At 67.6% G+C, this 16,959-nt stretch carries 16 protein-coding genes and 1 riboswitch; of the genes, 7 read left to right on the forward strand and 9 right to left on the reverse strand.

Features of this window, described 5'->3' with window-relative positions; translation table 11 throughout:
* Positions 1-24: 24 nt before the first annotated feature.
* Positions 25-564, forward strand: coding sequence for a HutD/Ves family protein (locus SLNSH_RS09260; protein WP_106336383.1), 540 nt, complete (start codon positions 25-27; stop codon positions 562-564).
* A 43-nt stretch (positions 565-607) separates the two neighbouring features.
* Here SLNSH_RS09260 and SLNSH_RS09265 read toward each other — a convergent pair whose 3' ends face one another.
* Positions 608-841, reverse strand: a complete 234-nt coding sequence (locus tag SLNSH_RS09265; RefSeq protein WP_106336384.1) for a hypothetical protein — start codon at positions 839-841, stop codon at positions 608-610.
* Between the two features lie 130 nt (positions 842-971).
* Between SLNSH_RS09265 and SLNSH_RS09270 the strand changes: the two genes are divergently transcribed.
* Positions 972-1,190, forward strand: a complete 219-nt coding sequence (locus tag SLNSH_RS09270; RefSeq protein ID WP_106336385.1) for a NepR family anti-sigma factor — start codon at positions 972-974, stop codon at positions 1,188-1,190.
* Positions 1,191-1,195: 5 nt separating this feature from the next.
* On the opposite strand, the gene SLNSH_RS24565 is transcribed toward SLNSH_RS09270, so the two are convergent.
* Genes SLNSH_RS24565 through SLNSH_RS09295 form a run of 5 tightly spaced genes read right to left on the reverse strand, consistent with a single transcriptional unit; the run spans position 1,196 to position 7,246 of the window.
* A complete protein-coding gene (locus SLNSH_RS24565) occupies positions 1,196-1,564 on the reverse strand; it encodes a c-type cytochrome (RefSeq protein WP_146140230.1) in 369 nt (122 codons plus the stop codon).
* Positions 1,561-2,787, reverse strand: coding sequence for an acetate/propionate family kinase (locus SLNSH_RS09280; protein ID WP_106336387.1), 1,227 nt, complete (start codon positions 2,785-2,787; stop codon positions 1,561-1,563). The genes SLNSH_RS24565 and SLNSH_RS09280 overlap by 4 nt, the downstream gene beginning before the upstream one ends.
* Positions 2,784-4,211 (reverse strand): bifunctional enoyl-CoA hydratase/phosphate acetyltransferase, encoded by a 1,428-nt coding sequence (locus SLNSH_RS09285; RefSeq protein ID WP_106336388.1) that lies wholly within the window; start codon positions 4,209-4,211, stop codon positions 2,784-2,786. The genes SLNSH_RS09280 and SLNSH_RS09285 overlap by 4 nt, the downstream gene beginning before the upstream one ends.
* Positions 4,212-4,250: 39 nt before the next feature.
* Entirely contained in the window at positions 4,251-5,018 is a 768-nt protein-coding gene (gene fabI, locus SLNSH_RS09290) for an enoyl-ACP reductase FabI (RefSeq protein WP_210202495.1), read from the reverse strand.
* A gap of 14 nt (positions 5,019-5,032) precedes the next feature.
* Positions 5,033-7,246, reverse strand: a complete 2,214-nt coding sequence (locus SLNSH_RS09295; protein WP_106336389.1) for a DUF3141 domain-containing protein — start codon at positions 7,244-7,246, stop codon at positions 5,033-5,035.
* Between the two features lie 276 nt (positions 7,247-7,522).
* On the opposite strand from SLNSH_RS09295, the gene SLNSH_RS09300 reads away from it, so the two are divergent.
* Both SLNSH_RS09300 and SLNSH_RS09305 read left to right on the forward strand, forming a co-directional pair.
* On the forward strand, positions 7,523-8,032 hold the full coding sequence (locus SLNSH_RS09300) for a hypothetical protein (protein WP_106336390.1): 510 nt from the start codon (positions 7,523-7,525) through the stop codon (positions 8,030-8,032).
* Positions 8,033-8,112: 80 nt separating this feature from the next.
* Complete coding sequence (locus SLNSH_RS09305; RefSeq protein WP_106336391.1) at positions 8,113-8,940, forward strand: DUF4344 domain-containing metallopeptidase; 828 nt, start codon at positions 8,113-8,115, stop codon at positions 8,938-8,940.
* A 25-nt stretch (positions 8,941-8,965) separates the two neighbouring features.
* Here the strand turns inward: SLNSH_RS09305 and SLNSH_RS09310 are convergent, their stop codons facing one another.
* On the reverse strand, positions 8,966-9,373 hold the full coding sequence (locus SLNSH_RS09310; RefSeq protein WP_106336392.1) for a hypothetical protein: 408 nt from the start codon (positions 9,371-9,373) through the stop codon (positions 8,966-8,968).
* 292 nt (positions 9,374-9,665) lie between these two features.
* Here SLNSH_RS09310 and SLNSH_RS09315 point away from each other — a divergent pair, with 292 nt between their 5' ends.
* A complete protein-coding gene (locus SLNSH_RS09315; protein WP_146140231.1) occupies positions 9,666-10,034 on the forward strand; it encodes a hypothetical protein in 369 nt (122 codons plus the stop codon).
* 46 nt (positions 10,035-10,080) lie between these two features.
* Here the strand turns inward: SLNSH_RS09315 and thiC are convergent, their stop codons facing one another.
* Positions 10,081-11,922, reverse strand: a complete 1,842-nt coding sequence (gene thiC / locus SLNSH_RS09320) for a phosphomethylpyrimidine synthase ThiC (protein WP_106336394.1) — start codon at positions 11,920-11,922, stop codon at positions 10,081-10,083.
* A 49-nt stretch (positions 11,923-11,971) separates the two neighbouring features.
* Positions 11,972-12,073, reverse strand: a riboswitch (TPP riboswitch).
* 203 nt (positions 12,074-12,276) lie between these two features.
* Here thiC and SLNSH_RS09325 point away from each other — a divergent pair.
* Positions 12,277-12,828, forward strand: coding sequence for a hypothetical protein (locus SLNSH_RS09325; RefSeq protein WP_106336395.1), 552 nt, complete (start codon positions 12,277-12,279; stop codon positions 12,826-12,828).
* Positions 12,829-13,205: 377 nt separating this feature from the next.
* Here the strand turns inward: SLNSH_RS09325 and SLNSH_RS09330 are convergent, their stop codons facing one another.
* Positions 13,206-13,940, reverse strand: coding sequence for a response regulator (locus SLNSH_RS09330; protein WP_106336396.1), 735 nt, complete (start codon positions 13,938-13,940; stop codon positions 13,206-13,208).
* 235 nt (positions 13,941-14,175) lie between these two features.
* Between SLNSH_RS09330 and SLNSH_RS09335 the strand changes: the two genes are divergently transcribed.
* The gene (locus SLNSH_RS09335; RefSeq protein ID WP_106336397.1) at positions 14,176-16,905 is read left to right on the forward strand and encodes a PAS domain S-box protein; all 2,730 of its coding nucleotides are present in this window, start codon (positions 14,176-14,178) and stop codon (positions 16,903-16,905) included.
* The last annotated feature ends 54 nt before the right edge of the window (positions 16,906-16,959 follow it).

The following is a 16,959-nucleotide window of genomic DNA, read 5'->3' on the forward strand; positions in this document are numbered from 1 at the left end:
GCCTTGCCTTGGAGATCGCGAGACATGACGGGGATTTTCCGGCGCGCCGAGCGGGTGTTCCGGCCGTGGAAAAACGGCGGGGGCCAGACGGCCGAGATCGTGGCCTGGCCTGCAGGAGCGGATTTCGACGCTTTCGAATGGCGCATCAGCACGGCCATCGTGGCCGCATCCGGGCCGTTCTCGACGTTCCCCGGGGTGGATCGGGTGATCACAGTGCTGGAGGGCGGCGCGATGGTTCTCACCGCAGGCGGAGAAGCCCGAAAGCTCGATGCGGGGAGCCAGCCCTATTCCTTCCCGGGAGACGTTCCTGCCGCAGCGGAGCTGGAAGGGGAGCCGCTCCTCGACTTCAACGTCATGGTTCGCCGGCCGCTCCGGGCGCAGGTGGCGCGCGGTCCCTTCGCGCCCGCCAGCCAGGGGGTGACGTCGCATGCGCGACTGGCGCTCCTGCTGGAGGATCGCGCCGGCCTGTCGCGCTTCGATCTGGTCGACGTCATGGCGGCCGATCCGTCGCTGATCGCCGCCCTCGTCGGGACGCCGGCGCTCGACGTGCGCATCTCGAACTGAGAGCTGCCGCGTCTGCCCGACTCCGAGGGCGCCACGGGCGGACTTAACCTGGCTGGTCGCCCCGGAATTGAACGGCCTGTCCGTCGATCCTGCGCTCGAGCGGCACGAGCGCGAAGCCCTGGTAGCGCAGGGCATGCGGGTCGAAGTCCTTGGCGAATGCGGGGTTGCGCTCGGCGAAGGAGGCGCAGGCGGCAGCGAAGCTGTCGCCCGTCGCCTCTCCGATGAACTCGTACGCATCCGCGCCGACGGCGGTCCAGATGCGCCATAGCGTCGGCATATGGCCCCTCTCCATGCGCCCATGCTGCCTGTGGATACGGCCATAAAGAGGCGGCGGATTGTAGAACGAGATCGGCTGCCCGGAGTTTGGTCTCGAAACGTACCCTTCAAGCGGCGCAGAGAGAGACCCGATGCCGAGCGACCGGGCCGAGCTTCGGAACGTGATTCCGTTCCCGAAACGCCAAGACAACGACACGCAATCCCATGTAGGCCTGCTGCTTCGGCGCATGTGGGCCAGCGCCGTCCAGGAGCCCGTTCCGGAGCGCTTCCTGGATCTGCTCAAGGTGCTGGAGGCTCAGCCCGGAAGCGCGCGGGGCTTCGGCGGCGGCGAGACGCAAAGCCGGCGGTAGGGAGTTCAGCCGCCCCGCTTCAGGCTGACGATGTACTTCGCCACGGCGCTGATCTCCTCCGGCGACAGCATGATGTTCGGCATGGGCGCGTGCGACGTCCGCAGGAACACCGTGACGGACAGCTCGGTCGTGGAGCTCATGCGGGCGATGGCCGGGAAGCTGGGCGCGCGACCGCCGGCTCCCATCCTGTCGCCTGTGAGCGCGTGACAGCCGGTGCAGTCCCTGGCGACGATCGCACGGCCCTGCCGCGCCGTCTGGGCCTGAACGGCAGCGGGCGCTCCCAGCCAACAGAGAGCCATCGCGGCGAGCGCGGCGGCGACCGGCAGGAAACGCCCACGAGGTGCCGGGCCCCGGCGCGGCGAAACGGCGGTCATTCGAACTCCCCCGCCAAGGTCTTCGCCCGTGGCTCGGGCCGGGCCCCCAGGCCAGCGGCTTCCATGGTGTGGCGCGCGATGGCGGCCTCCTCGTCCGTCTTGACCACGAAGGCCTTGACCCGGCTGTGGCGCGCCGAGATGACCGGGCCGCCGGCGCGGTTCGCCTCCGGGTCGAGTTCGATCCCGAGCCACTCGGCCCCTTCCAGCGCCATTTCGCGGATGCGCCAGGCGTTCTCGCCGATGCCTCCGGTGAACACGATCGCATCCACCCCGCGCATGGTGGCGGCGAGGGCCCCCATCTCGCGGCGGATGCGGCCGACGAAGTAGGCGATCGCCTCCTGCGCCTCGGGGCGGTCGGACGCCTCGAGTTCGCGCATGTCGCTGGAAATGCCGGACAAGCCCTTGAGCCCGCATTCGTTGTAGAGCAACTGGGTGAGAGACGCGGCGTCCATGCCGCGCTGGGCCATGAGGAAGAGCAGCACGCCCGGATCGAGTTGGCCGCACCTGGTGCCCATGGGCAGGCCATCGAGGGCGGTGAACCCCATAGTGGACGCGACCGAGGCGCCGCCCTGGATGGCGCACATGGACGCGCCGTTCCCCAGGTGGGCCACGATCACGCGCTTGTTCCACTCCGTCGGAGCCATCGCGGGCAGGAGCCGCATCACGGACTCGTAGGACAGGCCGTGGAAGCCGTAGCGCCGGATGCCCGCCTCGAACATTTCGCGCGGCAGGCCGTAGGCTTCCTCCGCGAATGCATGGCCGCGATGGAAGGCGGTGTCGAAGCAGGCGACGTGGACCGCGTCGGGGAAGGCCTGCCGGGCCACCTCGATCCCCGCCAGGTTGTGCGGCTGGTGCAGCGGCGCCAGGGGCTCGAGCAGGCGCAGGCGCTGCAGGATCTCGTCCGTCACCACCACCGGGCCGGCGAAGAAGCGCCCGCCATGCACCACCCGGTGTCCAACCGCGGCGACCTCCAGGCCGGGCATCTTCTCCCCCAGCCAGGCCAGCGCCGCGTCGAGCGCCTGCCGGTGGCTGGCTGGCCCCCCGTCGCCGAGCGTCCGCTTCTGCTTCGCCTCGTCCCCCAGCCGCGCCTCGAAGCGGGCGTGGCTTTTGAGGCCTTCCGCCTGGCCGCGCGCCAGGCGCCACGGCTCGCCCGCGCGCAGCGCGTACGCCGCGAACTTGAGCGAGGACGAGCCCGCGTTGAGCGTGAGCAGGCACGCGCTCATGACGCGAGCCTCCGGGCGGGGCGGGCGCCCGCGGGCGCGCCCTCGCGCCTGAAGTGCTCGTACAGGAGCGCCAGCGCGCAGGAGGCCATGCGCGCGCGCGCGTCATCCGCGCGCGAGGTGAGCATCACGGGCGCGCTCGCGCCCAGCACGAGCCCGGCCGCCTCCGCGCGCGCCACAAACGTCAACTCCTTCGCCAGCATGTTGCCGGCCTCGAGGTTGGGGACGATGAGGATGTCGGCGCGGCCGGCGACCAGGGAGCCGATGCCCTTGGTCTGTGCGGCCTCCAGGTCGATGGCGTTGTCCATGGCGAGCGGGCCGTCCACGACGGCGCCCTTGATCTGGCCGCGGTCGGCCATCTTGGACAGCACCGCGGCGTCGAGCGTGGAGGGAATGGCGACGTTGACGGTCTCCACCGCCGACAGCACGCCGACGCGCGGCTTCGGCAGGCCGCAGGCCTGGGCGAGGTCGATGGCGTTCTGGACGATATCCACCTTGGTGGTGAGATCCGGCGAGATGTTGATGGCCGCGTCCGACACGAACAGCAGGTGGTCCAGCGTCGGCACGTCCAGCACGAAGCAGTGGCTGATGCGGCGCGGCCCGCGCAGGCCGCCGTCCTTCTTCACCACCTGAGCGAGCAGTTCGTCGGAATGAACGTTGCCCTTCATGATGGCGCCTGCCTCGCCGGCGCGCACCATGGCGACGGCCTTGGCCGCCGCAGCGCGGTGATCCTTCTCGGCCACGACCGGGAAGCCCGAAAGGTCGACCCCCTGGTCCGCCGCGGCTCGCCGGATGGCCCCCTCGTCGCCGATCAGGATGGGCGTGATGAGCCCGCCCTTGGCCGACATCGCGACGCCCCCGATGGAGTTGCGGTCGTCCGGGCACACCACGGCCGTTTTCAGCGGCGGAAGGTGCGCGGCCGCCGCCATCAGCTTGGCGAAGTGGTCGTGCTGGTCGACGATGATCTGCGGCAGCGTGCGTCGCGCGGTCGAGACGGAGGTGAGGGGCGCCTCGACCTCCGCGGTCCCTTCGCATACGACCCGCCCGTCCGCGGTCGCGACGGTCGTCTCGAAGACCGCCAGGGGCCGCTCCCGCTTCGCGACGCATTTCACCGTGGCGACGAGCCGGTCGCCCACATGCACCCGCGAGGGAAACCGGAAGCTCTGGGCGCGGTAGACGGTCCCGGCGCCCGGCAGGATGTTGCCCAGCACGGCCGAAACGAGCGATCCGACCCAGAGGGACGGCGCCATGGCCGGCACGGCCGCGCGGGCCTCCTCCTGGGTGGGCAGCATCAGAGGATTGGTGTTCCCGGAGACGTGGGCGAACAGGATGAGGTCCTGAACGGCGCAGACGCGCTCCACGGTGGCGGTCTCGCCGACCTGGAGCTGATCCCAGGTGCGGTTGCGGATGGTGTCGCTGGCGCTCATGGCCGCCCCTTTGAGTATTGGGATGGAACGCGGAGGGCCTCAGCCCATGATGTGGTAGCCCGCGTCCACGTGGATCGTTTCGCCCGTGATGCTGCGGGCGCCGTCGCTCGCCAGGAAGGCGGCCGTGGCGCCCACATCCTCGATGGTGGCGAGGCGCCCCATGGGCGAGCGCTCGGCCGCTTCCTCCAGCATGTCGTCGAAGGAGGCGATGCCGCCGGCCGCCCGGGTCGCCATGGCGCCGGGCGAGAGCACGTTCACGCGCACGCCCCTTGGCCCGAGCTCGGACGCCAGCTCCCGGGCCGTGGCTTCGAGCGCGGCCTTCACGGGCCCCATCATGTTGTAGGTCGAGATCACCTTCTCCGCGCCGTAGTAGCTCACCGTGAGGCAGCAGCCGCCGGAGCGCATCAGCGGCTCGGCGCGGCGGCACAGGCGGGCGAAGGAATGGACGGACACGTCCATGGCGAGCCCGAACCCTTCGGCGCTGGTGTCGATCACCCGGCCATGAAGGTCCTCTCGCGGGGCATAGGCGATGGAGTGGACCAGGACGTCCAGCCGATCCCAGCTGCGGGTGATCGCGGCGAACAGCGCGTCCTCCTCCTCGGGCTTAGCGACGTCGAGGGGCGCCACGAGCGTCGCCCCCAGCTTCTCGGCGAGGGGCCGCACATGCGGCTCGGCTTTGGGGTTGAGGTAGGTGATCGCGAGTTCCGCGCCGGCGGCGCGGAGGGCGGACGCGATCCCCCAGGCGATGGACCTGTCATTGGCGATACCGACGACGAGCGCCTTGCGGCCAGAGAGGGCGTTGATCATGGCTGCCTCCTGGGTCACGACGCCGCCGGCGAGCGGTGAACCACCCGGGCCCGGCGCGGCTCGAACATCGCCGCGACTTCGCCGAGCCGGCGGGTCTCCTCCTCCGTCCTGTCACGGCTTGCGAAGAGCGCCCGCACCAGCGTGAGGCCGTTCTGCCGCTTCTGCGCGTCATCGGGCAGGAGCACGGGCAGGGTCTCCAGGGCTCGGCGCTCATCCATCCACACCGTCAGGGCTTGCCGGCGGAAAGCCTCCTTCAGGCGCTCGCGGCCGATCTTGAGATGGTCGGGCAGCTGCGAGGCGATCGCCTTGACGGTGACGAAGGAGCGCTCGTCCGTGCCCCGGCCGCCCCCACGCGCGATGTAGACGATGGACCTGAGGATGGCGTCGACCATGTCGCCCTCGTCCATGGTCTGCTCCACCTCCGCGCGCAGCGCCTCGGCCTCCGCGCGACGGGAGATGTCGCGCACGATGCGGGGCTGCTCGCCGGCCGGCGCGCCCTTGAGGCCAACAAGGGCCTGCAGCAGGGGGTTGCCGTACGTCGCCATGAAGACCTGCTCGGTCCAGGCGTCCCGGACGTCGCCCCACGTCTTGAGCCCGAAGGAGATGGCGTCGGAGCCGATGCGCTCCATTTGCCGGAACGGGTTGTCCTCGCTCACGGGCCGGCGATTGGCGCGGACAGCCTCGGCGCCCTGCGCGATCGCGCCTGAGAAGGGGTTGCGGTCGGAAATGGCGGAGAAGCGGAGCCTGTGCGGGTGCGTCTCACGCATGATCTCCGCGGCGGCCTCGGTCGCCGCCGCCTTCGCGAAGGGCGCCAGAAACGTCTGGTACAACCCCTTGTTGATGTCCGAGACCCGGGCGACGGCGGCGAAGCGCGCCTCGTCCTCCGGGCTGTTGACGCCCATGGCGCGGATCGCGTCGAGCGAGCGCGGCTCGAGACTGAAAAGGTACTTGCCCTCGATCAGGTCCGCCCGGGGCGTGTCCGGTCCCGCCTCGGTGATCAAGGCCTCGTAGAGGCCCGGCGGCAGCATGTCGATCATCTCGATGCAGGAGGCGAACTCGGCGTGCTCCTTGGTCGCCACCTTCCCGGACACGAAGATGCCCAGGTGGCCGATGCTGGCGTGCACGCTGTAGACCACCGTCTGTCCGGCCAGGATGAGGTCCTCGTCCCTGTCGTACAGGTCCAGCAACCAGCCGAGCGCCTGCGGCGGCGGCGTGATGTCATCGCCCCAGGAGCAGAACACCACGATGGGAGAGCGGATGTTGCGCAGGTCCACGCGCTCGCCGTTCGAGGTCACGATCCCGCCCTCGCGCAGCTTGTTGCCGACGAAGAGGTTGTCGGCGATCCACTGCATTTCCTCGGCGTTCAGCAGGACCGGCGAGCCCCACCAGGTCTCGAAATCCAGGAAGCGCTGGGGCTCCGTGTCGACCTTGGCGTAGACGTTGTACGCCTTCTCCCAATAGGTGTTGTCCGGGTGCATGCGCTCGAAATTGGCGACGAGGTTGGCCCCGTCGAAGATGCCGTGGCCCACGTCTCCCGCGAGAGCGGTCAGCCAGGTGCCGCCCAGCATGCCGCCCAGATACCGCAGGGGGTTCTTGCCCCGCACGCCGGCCCAGTAGGACAGGGGCGAGCCGGCCAGGATGATCGGACCGGGCAGGTCCGGCCTGATCGCGGCGGTGAGCATGATCTGCCACCCGGCCTGGCAGTTGCCAATCAGGCACGGCTTGCCGGCGGCCTCGGGCTCCAGCTCCATCACCTTCGCGATGAACATGCCCTCGGCGACACAGACGTCCTCGATAGTCTGGCCCGGCATGGGCTTGGACAGGAATCCGACGAAGTAGCACGGATGGCCGGCGTTCAGGGCGACGCCGATCTCGCTGTCCTGCTTCATCCCGCCGATCCCGGGACCGTGTCCGGCCCGAGGATCGAACACCATGAACGGACGCTTCTTGTGGTCGACGGTGACGCCTGGGGGAGGCTTGATGCGGACCAATGCGTAGTTGACCGGCCTCGGCAGGGTGCGCCCGTCCATGATCAAGTCGGCTTCGAAGCTCAGCACGTGCGGAGCGGTCTTTTCCGATTGTGCGATGAACGTGTTGCCGCGCCGGCGCAGGGTGTCGAGCATCAGCACGGAGCGCTGGCATGCGTCGGCCCAATACTCCCCCCAGGCATTGAGCAGAAAGAATGGCGAGAGCGCTTTGGGGGCTTTTGGCTCCGACGCTGAGCTCATGATCCGTATCCTATAAGGGATTTACTATGCGTGGATCCGGCTGCTCATCGAGGGAATCGGATGAACGGCGTCTGCCCAAGTAGAATTCGGGAGGGTTGCGGCCCAACGCGGCGAAGTTCGATTGCTCTGGCCGCATAATAGCGCGGCGGGCCGGATCAAAACTGATCGCGCTCAGTCGCACCCGCTCCTGGCCGGGGTAGTCGATTGACGGACGATTTGCGTTCGAGCCGCCGGTCCCCACCGCCTTGCAGGGGGACCCCAGACGGGAGATCCACGATGACTACGGTCGCTTCCCAGCCGCACAGGGAGCACTCCAAGCTGGGTGACGAGGCCTTCATGAGCGCGGAGGATTTGCGCGGCTACATGAACCAGATGACCATGGCGGAGGCGATGGCCGAGGTGACGGCCATGGAGAAGGCCGAGCAGGCGCAAAAGGAGTTGGTCAAGACGCTCTCCAAGCCGGTGGAGCTGACGCCGGAGTTCGTTGAGGGGCTTCGGAAACGTCTGGCTTCGCGCCTGAAGGACGCCGCCAGGAAGGGCGAGTCCGAAATCATGGTGATGCGCTTCCCGAACGCCCTGTGCACGGACGGAGGCCGGGCGATCAACAACGCCGAGGAGACCTGGCCGGAGACCCTGACCGGAAGGCCCCGGCAGGCCTACGAGATCTGGAGGGACAGGCTGCGGCCTGCGGGCTACAAGCTGAAAGCCATGATCATCGATTGGCCGCGGGGCATGCCAGGGGATGTGGGCATGTTCCTGAGTTGGTCCGATTCCCAGTTGCACTGACCTTCAGATCCGCCTTGGCGAAGCGGCGGGGGCCGGCCAAGGGTGAAGAACCGGGGCGGCCGGCAGAATGGAGCGGGGCGATGCGCGGTTCATGGACTCGGGCCCTCTTGGCCGCAGCGGTCGGGACGTTGCTGGGGTGCGTGGCCGCGTCCGCCAAGGATTACGCGGTCCAGGTCGCCTACGAGCCGCCCAAGAACCCGGCCCACGAGGAGATCGCCAAGCAACTCCGGGAGCACCAGGCGCTCGAGAAGATCCGGGACCACATGCAGGGAATGCGGTTCCCCCGCCCGCTGACGATCAAGGTGGAGGGCTGCGACGGCGACGTGAACGCTGCGTATGATCCCGACGAGGCCACGGTCTCGATCTGCTACGAGTACCTCGCCTATATCCAGGAGCTCTCCCACGACATCCCGCCTGTGGGGCTCAAGGAGGGTCTGACACCATCCAACTACGTCGTCGGTCCCTTCTACGAGGTGGTGCTGCACGAACTGGCGCACGCCATCTTCGACCTCAAGAAGGTGCCTGTGCTCGGCCGCGAGGAAGACGCCGCCGACCAGGTGGCCACGTTCGTGCTGCTGCACATCGGCAAGAACGAAACGCGGCGCGTCATCGCGAGCCTGGCGGTGATGTATGCGAAGGAGGCGCAGGACGAGAAGCCCGGGCTGAAGCAGTTCGCGGACGAGCATGGCCTGCCGGCGCAGCGGTTCTTCAACCTGCTCTGCATGAGCTACGGCGCGGACCCGAAGACGTTCGGCGACCTGGTGGACAGGAAGTATCTGCCCAGTGAGCGCGCAGGCTCCTGCTCCGACGAGTACAAGCAGGTGCGCTACGCGGTCCAGAAACTGATCGCGCCCGGGCTGGACTGGCGTCCGCGCACCGGCAAGGAACACGTCGCCGGGAGCCGCTAGGCCCAGCATGGGTTCACGCGACCGCTCAATCGCCAACGAGCCGCGGCCCCCTCGCGCCCCGGAGGACCATCAACGGGACGCTCGCGTCGGGGCAGCGGGCCTCGAAGGCGCGGACGGCCTCCTGGGCCGAAACCCCCGTGTCTTCGATCAGAACCCTCACGCGGCCGTTGGTCTGGACGTCGAGGCTGGCGAATCCACGGCGTTGGAGGGGACCTTTCGCCTGATAGCCGCCCAGGAGGGCCACGTCCTCGCGCTGAGCCGTCGCGAGCGTGTGGCCGCGGTTCGTGCGCACCACGAAGAATGGGCAGAAGGGGGTCTCCTCCAGCACGATCTCTCCGGAAGTCTGCTGGCGCCACTCAGAATAGAAGATGCCGCAGACGGTCAAAGCGCTCAGGCTTGGCCAGAGCAGAAGCATCCCGACGATCGGCTTCATGGTCTCATCTCCTCAGCCGGAGTGGAGACGCGCCAAGGCATCCGCGAATTCACGCGGAACGCCGGTGGAATGCTTTAGGAATGGGTGAAAAGGATACGCCCAGGCTGGAATAACGCAAGTAGCATGCTGCGGCGCCGAACGCCGGGCATCCCTCCGCCGACGCCGCGGCGGCAAGGCGACCCGGAATGTCACATTTCGTCACAAGCCGTCACGGCTCAGTCATCAGCTTGTCTGAAGCCTGGCACGTTCGTCTGCTTTCATGCGCGGCAAGAACCAGGGAGGGACGGTTTTGATGTTCGTTGCGCTCAATCCTCGCCTCGCAGCCACCCAGCCGCGCCGGACGGACCACGTTCGCGGAACGCGCGGCGGACGACCGTGGCGCGTGGCGGGGCTCAGGACGTTCTGGGTGTTCCGCCGCCGTGGCGAAGCCGACCTCCTGTGCGCGCTTCCCGCCGAAGGGCCACTTCCGGATTTCATAGAGGGTGGCGCGGACTGGGAGTTCGTGACCCGCTGCGACCGGTCCCAGCTGGCCCGGCTCGGGGTGGACCTCGAGGCCGCCGATCTCGGCCTGCGCCTCGTCGGCTATCATGTGTTCATGAACCTCAACCTCGACTGGACGGGCATGGCCGCCCACGGCAAGGACGAGTACGCGAGCCTTTGACAGATGGGAGTTGGGCGCGCGAGACCCTCGCGCGCCCTTTTTGCGTTCAGGCCTGTGGCACGTAGAGGCTGGCGCCAGCCGCGGCGAACTCGGCGCTCTTGGCGGCGAGCCCCTTCTGGCGCTCCTCCTCAGCCAGCGTGTCGGCCCGGATGTCCTGGCTTATTTTCATCGAGCAGAACTTCGGACCGCACATGGAGCAGAAGTGCGCGACCTTGTGCGCCTCCTTGGGCATGGTCTCGTCGTGGAAGCTGCGCGCTGTGTCCGGATCCAGCGAGAGGTTGAACTGATCCTCCCAGCGGAACTCGAAGCGCGCCCGCGACAGGGCGTCGTCGCGCAGTTGCGCGGCCGGATGGCCCTTGGCGAGGTCGGCGGCGTGCGCGGCGATGCGGTAGGTGATCACGCCCGTCTTCACGTCGTCCCGGTTGGGAAGGCCGAGGTGCTCCTTCGGGGTGACGTAGCAGAGCATGGCCGTGCCGAACCAGCCGATCATGGCCGCGCCGATGCCCGACGTGATGTGGTCGTAGCCGGGCGCGATGTCCGTCGTCAGCGGGCCGAGCGTGTAGAAGGGCGCCTCGCCGCAGGTCGCGAGCTGCTTGTCCATGTTGGCCTTGATCTTGTGCATCGGCACGTGGCCGGGGCCCTCGATCATGACCTGGCAGCCCTTGGCCCAGGCGACCTTGGTGAGCTCGCCCAGGGTCTCCAGTTCGGCGAACTGGGCGTCGTCGTTGGCGTCGGCAATGGAGCCCGGCCGCAGGCCGTCGCCCAGCGAGAACGACACGTCGTAGCGCTGCATGATCGCGCAGATCTCGTCGAAGCGCTCGTACAGGAAGCTCTCGCGGTGATGGGCCAGGCACCAGCGCGCCATGATGGAGCCGCCGCGGGACACGATGCCGGTGACGCGCCGCGCCGTGAGCGGCACATGCGCCAGGCGGACGCCGGCGTGGATGGTGAAGTAGTCCACGCCCTGCTCGGCCTGCTCGATGAGCGTGTCCTTGAACACCTCCCAGTCGAGCCTGGCCGGGTCGCCGTCCACTTTCTCCAGGGCCTGGTAGATCGGCACCGTGCCGATCGGCACGGGCGCGTTGCGCAGGATCCATTCGCGGATGTTGTGGATGTTGCGGCCGGTGGAGAGGTCCATCACCGTGTCCGCGCCCCAGCGGATGGCCCAGACCATCTTCTCGACCTCCTCGGCCACGGAGGAGGTGACGGCCGAGTTGCCGATGTTGGCGTTCACCTTCACCAGGAAGTTGCGGCCGATGATCATCGGCTCGAGCTCGCGGTGGTTGATGTTGGCCGGGATGATGGCGCGGCCCGCCGCGATCTCCTGGCGCACGAACTCGGGCGTCACGTGGGCCGGGATGCCGGCGCCGAAGCTCTCGCCGTCGGCGATGCGCTGCTCGGCCTCGGCGAGCGCCACCTCGCGCCCCAGGTTTTCCCGGGCGGCGACGTAAGCCATCTCCTCCGTGACGATCCCGGCGCGGGCGAACTCATATTGCGTGACCGGCGCGCCGGGCTGGCCGGCCAGCACCTGGCGGCGGGCGGGGCAGGGCGGCACGAGCCTGTCGGGCGACACCGAGCCGTTGTCCTCCGGCTTCACCGCCCGCGGATGCGCCGCAACAAGGCCAGCGCGCCTCGACAGCCACGCCGAGCGCACCTCGGGCAGGCCGGCGGAGAGGTCGATGACGGCCTCCGGATCGGTGTACGGGCCAGAGGCGTCATAGACGCGCACCGGCGGCTCGCTGGCGCCCGCGCTGACGGCGATCTCGCGCAGCGGGACCCGAATCTGCGGCGCGCCGGGCGCGGCGGCGTAGATCTTGCGCGAGGCGGGGAGGGGGCCGGTGGTGACCGTCTCGGGGGACGCCGGCTGTGGCTTGACGGGGAGTTTCATGGGGATCTCCTCGGCACGGAAGTGCGCGGAAATCCGGGGCAGACGCGGTGCGGCAAGATGTGTCCTGTCCCTCCGCCGGTACGACCCGGATCAGGTTCAAAGGGTTCGGCCTGCGCCGTCTCAGCCCTTGCGGGCGCCCCTCGGATGGGCGGGAGTGAAGCATCGGGCCGCCGCCCGGTCAATTGCAGACGACGCTCGCCGCCATTGTGGGTTGGTAATGTCAGGCGGGAAGCCTCGCCTTGGGCACAGTGCGTGAAATGCCGGAGCCCGGGCCGGGTGATTCTGACGGCTGTCAGTCCAAACCGTATTCGGCCGTGAAACGATGCCTCCCGGCACAGAGACGGGAGGCGTCTCATGAAAAGATCAGCGGCAGCGATCTCGGCCATCCTGGCGATGGCCATCTTTGCCCCGGGCGAAGCCTCGGCGCGGTTCGGGGGCGGTTTCGGCGGCCACGGCTTTGGCGGAATGGGGGTGCGGGGCGGCGGCGCCGTATTCCGTCCGTCGATGATGGGCGGCGCCGGCGCGTTCCGTTCAGGTTTCGGCGGCATGCGCCCTGGGATGGTCGGCATGCGCCCGGGCTTCGTCGGGATGCGTCCAGGCGTCGTGGGGATGCGGCCAGGCGTTTATCACGGCTACGGCCGCCCAGGCTGGGGAGGCGTCTGGAGGTACCCCTACCGCGGCTACGGATGGCGCGGGCGCTACCCATACTACGGCTATGGGTATGGCGCCGCGCTGGCGACGGGGCTCGCCCTCGGAGCCGCCTATGACTACGGCGACTACGGTTACGGCTATGGCTACCCCTACGATTACGGCTACGGCTACGACGACTGCGCCTGGGTGGTCCAGCGCATGGTCGACGCCTGGGGCAGGTTGATCGTGCGTCGCGTGTATCGTTGCTTCTATTGAAGCGCCAAGCGCCAGAACCGGTCGCGGATGCAGATCCTTCAGGCTTGCAAAGTTCAGCGGCGAACCATTTCGCCGTTTGAAAGCATTTAAGAGCGCGTCCGAGCGCCATTAAAGATTAACGCCCGGCGCGCACGAAGCGCACCGGGCGTTGGGGACCGATTCTCGGTGCTCAAGCCTCAATTGGTCCCAGCGCAGATTACAACTGAAGCGCGCAAAATCAAGAATTGCCCGTATTTGGTATCGATGTTCCAGGGGATTTGACAAAGGCGCGACGCACAAGCGACGAACAGCGCCGCGAGCGACCGCTGAATGTCTCTGGCCCGGACCGTCCGCCGCAAGTGCGACTCACGTGGGTCCAGCCCGCGGCGCCCCGCGGCTCAGCCCCGGCTCACCTGGCCGGTGAACACGTAGCCCACGCCGCGCACGGATTTGATCAGGGTTGGCTTGTGCGGCGCCGTCTCGATCTTCTTGCGCAAGCGTGCGACCTGCGCGTCGATGGTGCGGTCGAAAGCCTCGCGTCCGCGGCCGCGCGTGAGATCCATCAGCGTGTCGCGGTCGATTACCCGCCCGGGTCTCTGGGCGAGCGCGAGGAGCAGGTCGAACTCGCCCGTCGTGAGCGGCACTTCCCGGCCGGCCGGATCGCGCAGTTCGCGACGTTCGGCGCTCAGCCGCCATCCCTCGAAGCAGATCAGGTTCTCCGCCTGCTTCGGTTCGGGCGCGTCGTGATTAGGGCGAAGCCGCCGCAGCACCGTCTTGATGCGCGCATGCAGCTCGCGGAGATTGAAGGGCTTGGCGATGTAGTCGTCCGCGCCGATTTCGAGGCCCACGATGCGGTCCACGACGTCGGACCGCCCCGTGATCATGATGATCCCCACATCGGAATGAGCGCGGATGTCCCGGGCCAACTGCAGGCCATCTTCTCCGGGCAACATCAGATCCATGAGGACGATGTCCGGCTCCTCCCGCCTCATCCTGTCGCGTAGTTCGTCGCCACTCTCCGCAGTCGAGACGCGGTAGCCTTCATCCGTAAAGTATCGGCTAAGCATCAGCAAAACGCCGGGGTCGTCATCGACAGCCAATATATGGGTTTGTCGTGTCGCCGTATTCCTCATATCCGCACATTCTATTCAGTCGTGCTCGACTGTAAAGCTAAAGGCGGTTTTCGTTACAAATTGTCATAAAGTCTAGAGGTCTAGTTACATTGGCGTAATCAGCGCGTACTTGGACTCGGCTAGCCTCACCCCGGTGGTACGAATTCGTCGGCAGCAACCTGCTCTTGCTCAAGTGGCTGGCCGCCGTTCGCCTCTACTGTGCAGTGATAACGAAGCCTCATTCGGGCGAACACCGATGTCGGACGAAGCTGGCCAGGTCGCGACTGGTTCAGGCGCAAAGTTGCGCGGAGACTACCCGCGCAGGGAAACAATTGACCGTCTCGTCGAACAGGTCGGCATGGGTCTGTTGCGCGTGACGCTCGACGGGGTGGTGCTGGACGTCAATGAGGCGCTGTGCCGAATGCTGGAGTGCACCGCGGAGGATGTGCTCGGCAAGTCGGAGCGCGAACTTCTGTTCTCGAATGGCTCCGACGCCAGGGACGAGGACAGGGCGGCCCTCGTCGCCGGCGTGACCCAGTCCTACAGGCGGGAAACGCGGCTGAGGCGCAAGTCCGGCCATCCGCTCTGGGTGCGCGAGACATTCTCCCTCATCGCCCGTGGGTCTCCAGCCGCCTATGTTCTCACGGCGGTCGAGGATATCAGCGAGCGCAAGCGGGCCGAGGCTGAACTGCGCGAAAGTGAGGCCCGGTTCCGGGCCACCTTCGAGCAGGCAGCGGTCGGCATCGCACATGTCGGCCTCGATGGGCGCTGGATCCGGGTCAACGAACGCCTGCTCGAGGTGACTGGCTACTCGCGGGAGGAGATGGAGGCCCGCACCTTTCAGGACATCACGCACCCGGACGATCTCGAGACGGATCTCGCGCACATGCGGGAGCTGCTGGACGGCGTCGCGCCGACCTACACGATGGAGAAGCGGTACATCCGCAAGGACGGCGGAGTCGTGTGGGTGATTCTCGCGGCCACCCTGGTCCGCGACGAGATGGGGGACCCGTCCTATTTCATCGCCGTGATTAAGGACATCACCGGGCGAAAGCAGACCGAAACGCAGCTCCGCAACCGTTCGACGGAGTTGCAGGGCCTCGTTGACACGGCGCCGGTCGCGGTGTGGTTCCTGCACCTGCACAATTCGGGAACCTTGCACGCCAACCGCTACGCGTCCGACCACCTGGGCGTACCGGTCCGTTTCGCCAAGCCGGGGGAGAGCGGGCAGACCTTTCGGCTGCTCGAGAACGGCTCCGAACTGGACGCAACAAGCTATCCGATCAGCCGTGCGCTCGCCGGGTTGGACACGCGCAACCGCGAACTGCAGGCGGTTCGAAGCGACGGCCGCGTCTTCCTGCTGCTCTACAACGCTTCCCCTCTCCGAGACGATCGCGGCGCCATCATCGGCGCGATCTCGACGGCGGTGGACATCACTTCGGCCAAGGAAGCCGAAACCGGGATGCGCGAGCGGGAGGCCCGCCTTCAGTCCATCCTCAACACCGTGCCGGAGGCCCTGATCACCATCAACGAACAGGGCGTGATGGAGTCCTTCAGCCGCTCCGCCGAGGATTTGTTCGGCTACAAGGCCAGCGAGGTGCTGGGGCAGAACGTCCGCATGCTCATGCCTCAGCCGTACCAGCATGAGCACGACGAGTATCTCGCCCGCTATCGGCGAACCGGCGAAAAGCGCATCATCGGCGTCGGCCGGGTGGTTCGCGCCCAGCGGAAGGACGGCTCGGTTTTGCCTGTCGAGCTGTCCGTAGGGGAGGTCCGCACGTCCGGCCGCCCGGTCTTCACGGGCTTCATCCGCGACCTGACGGCCCAGCACAAGATCGAACAGGAGCTTCGCCAGGCCCAGAAGATGGAAGCTATCGGGCAGCTCACGGGCGGCGTGGCCCATGACTTCAACAACCTGCTCACGGTCATCCTGGGCAACCTGGAGATGCTTGAACCGCGGCTGACCGAGAACCGCCAGCTGGAGCTGCTCAAGGAAGCTCGCGAAACCGCCGAACATGGCGCCCGCCTGACGGAGCGCCTGCTCGCATTCGGCCGCCGCCAGGCGCTTCAGCCGACGCTGACCGATGTCGGCGTACTGCTGCGCGAGATCGTGCCGGTTCTGCGCCGCACCCTGGGCGAGACGATCAAGGTCAAGATCCGGCTGGACGTGGAGCTATGGCCGGTGATCGTCGACCCAACGCAGCTCCACAACGCCATTCTGAACGTGGCCATCAACGCGCGCGACGCGATGCCCGAGGGGGGCAAGCTCACCATCGCGGCCGAGAACGCCGAGGTGGACCTGGACTACGCCCGCACGCATCCGGAGGTGCGCGCCGGCAGCTACGTGGTCATCGCGGCCACCGACACGGGAACCGGCATGTCGCCGGAAGTGCAGGAGAGGGCGTTCGAGCCCTTTTTCACCACCAAGGAGGTCGGTGCAGGCAGCGGCCTCGGCCTGTCCATGGTGTACGGCTTCGCCAAGCAATCGGGCGGACATGTCGCCATTTACAGCGAGCCGGGCCACGGGACGACCCTCCGGATCTATCTTCCGCGCGCCGTCCCAGCCGCGGCCGAACCTGCCTCGGAATCCAGGGTCGCTGAGGCCGACCTGCGCCGCGGCCGGGGCGAACTGGTCCTTGTGGTCGAGGACGAGCCCCGCGTGCGGCGGATCGCGATGGCGCGGCTGCAGGAGCTCGGCTATCGGGTGCTGGAGGCCGCTGACGGACCGTCGGCCCTTTCGGTCCTGCGAAGCACACCCGAGGTCGACCTGCTGTTCACGGACATGATAATGCCGGGCGGAATGACCGGCGCAGAATTGGCCCGGCATGCGCGCGAACTCAAGCCGAGCCTCAAGGTGCTCTTCACCTCCGGATACGCAGAGCCGGACCTGGTCAGCCGCGGCCTGATCAGCAAGTCGAGCTGGCTTCAGAAGCCCTACTCGACGGCCGAGCTGTCACGCAGCATGGAGAAGATCCTCGCGTCCTGACACGCACGCGCGATCACAACGCGTCACCATCGCGAACAATTTGATTCATCCGAG

The sequence above is a fragment of the Alsobacter soli genome (assembly GCF_003004785.1).
Classification (GTDB): Bacteria; Pseudomonadota; Alphaproteobacteria; order Rhizobiales; family Beijerinckiaceae; genus Alsobacter; species Alsobacter soli.

What these genes read in the sequence shown, in the direction of transcription:
- SLNSH_RS09260 (WP_106336383.1), top strand. Translation starts at nt 25, where the DNA reads ATGACGGGGATTTTCCGGCGCGCCGAGCGGGTGTTCCGGCCGTGGAAA.
- SLNSH_RS09265 (WP_106336384.1), bottom strand. Translation starts at nt 841, where the DNA reads ATGCCGACGCTATGGCGCATCTGGACCGCCGTCGGCGCGGATGCGTAC.
- SLNSH_RS09270 (WP_106336385.1), top strand. Translation starts at nt 972, where the DNA reads ATGCCGAGCGACCGGGCCGAGCTTCGGAACGTGATTCCGTTCCCGAAA.
- SLNSH_RS24565 (WP_146140230.1), bottom strand. Translation starts at nt 1,564, where the DNA reads ATGACCGCCGTTTCGCCGCGCCGGGGCCCGGCACCTCGTGGGCGTTTC.
- SLNSH_RS09280 (WP_106336387.1), bottom strand. Translation starts at nt 2,787, where the DNA reads ATGAGCGCGTGCCTGCTCACGCTCAACGCGGGCTCGTCCTCGCTCAAG.
- SLNSH_RS09285 (WP_106336388.1), bottom strand. Translation starts at nt 4,211, where the DNA reads ATGAGCGCCAGCGACACCATCCGCAACCGCACCTGGGATCAGCTCCAG.
- fabI (WP_210202495.1), bottom strand. Translation starts at nt 5,018, where the DNA reads ATGATCAACGCCCTCTCTGGCCGCAAGGCGCTCGTCGTCGGTATCGCC.
- SLNSH_RS09295 (WP_106336389.1), bottom strand. Translation starts at nt 7,246, where the DNA reads ATGAGCTCAGCGTCGGAGCCAAAAGCCCCCAAAGCGCTCTCGCCATTC.
- SLNSH_RS09300 (WP_106336390.1), top strand. Translation starts at nt 7,523, where the DNA reads ATGACTACGGTCGCTTCCCAGCCGCACAGGGAGCACTCCAAGCTGGGT.
- SLNSH_RS09305 (WP_106336391.1), top strand. Translation starts at nt 8,113, where the DNA reads ATGCGCGGTTCATGGACTCGGGCCCTCTTGGCCGCAGCGGTCGGGACG.
- SLNSH_RS09310 (WP_106336392.1), bottom strand. Translation starts at nt 9,373, where the DNA reads ATGAAGCCGATCGTCGGGATGCTTCTGCTCTGGCCAAGCCTGAGCGCT.
- SLNSH_RS09315 (WP_146140231.1), top strand. Translation starts at nt 9,666, where the DNA reads ATGTTCGTTGCGCTCAATCCTCGCCTCGCAGCCACCCAGCCGCGCCGG.
- thiC (WP_106336394.1), bottom strand. Translation starts at nt 11,922, where the DNA reads ATGAAACTCCCCGTCAAGCCACAGCCGGCGTCCCCCGAGACGGTCACC.
- SLNSH_RS09325 (WP_106336395.1), top strand. Translation starts at nt 12,277, where the DNA reads ATGAAAAGATCAGCGGCAGCGATCTCGGCCATCCTGGCGATGGCCATC.
- SLNSH_RS09330 (WP_106336396.1), bottom strand. Translation starts at nt 13,940, where the DNA reads ATGAGGAATACGGCGACACGACAAACCCATATATTGGCTGTCGATGAC.
- SLNSH_RS09335 (WP_106336397.1), top strand. Translation starts at nt 14,176, where the DNA reads ATGTCGGACGAAGCTGGCCAGGTCGCGACTGGTTCAGGCGCAAAGTTG.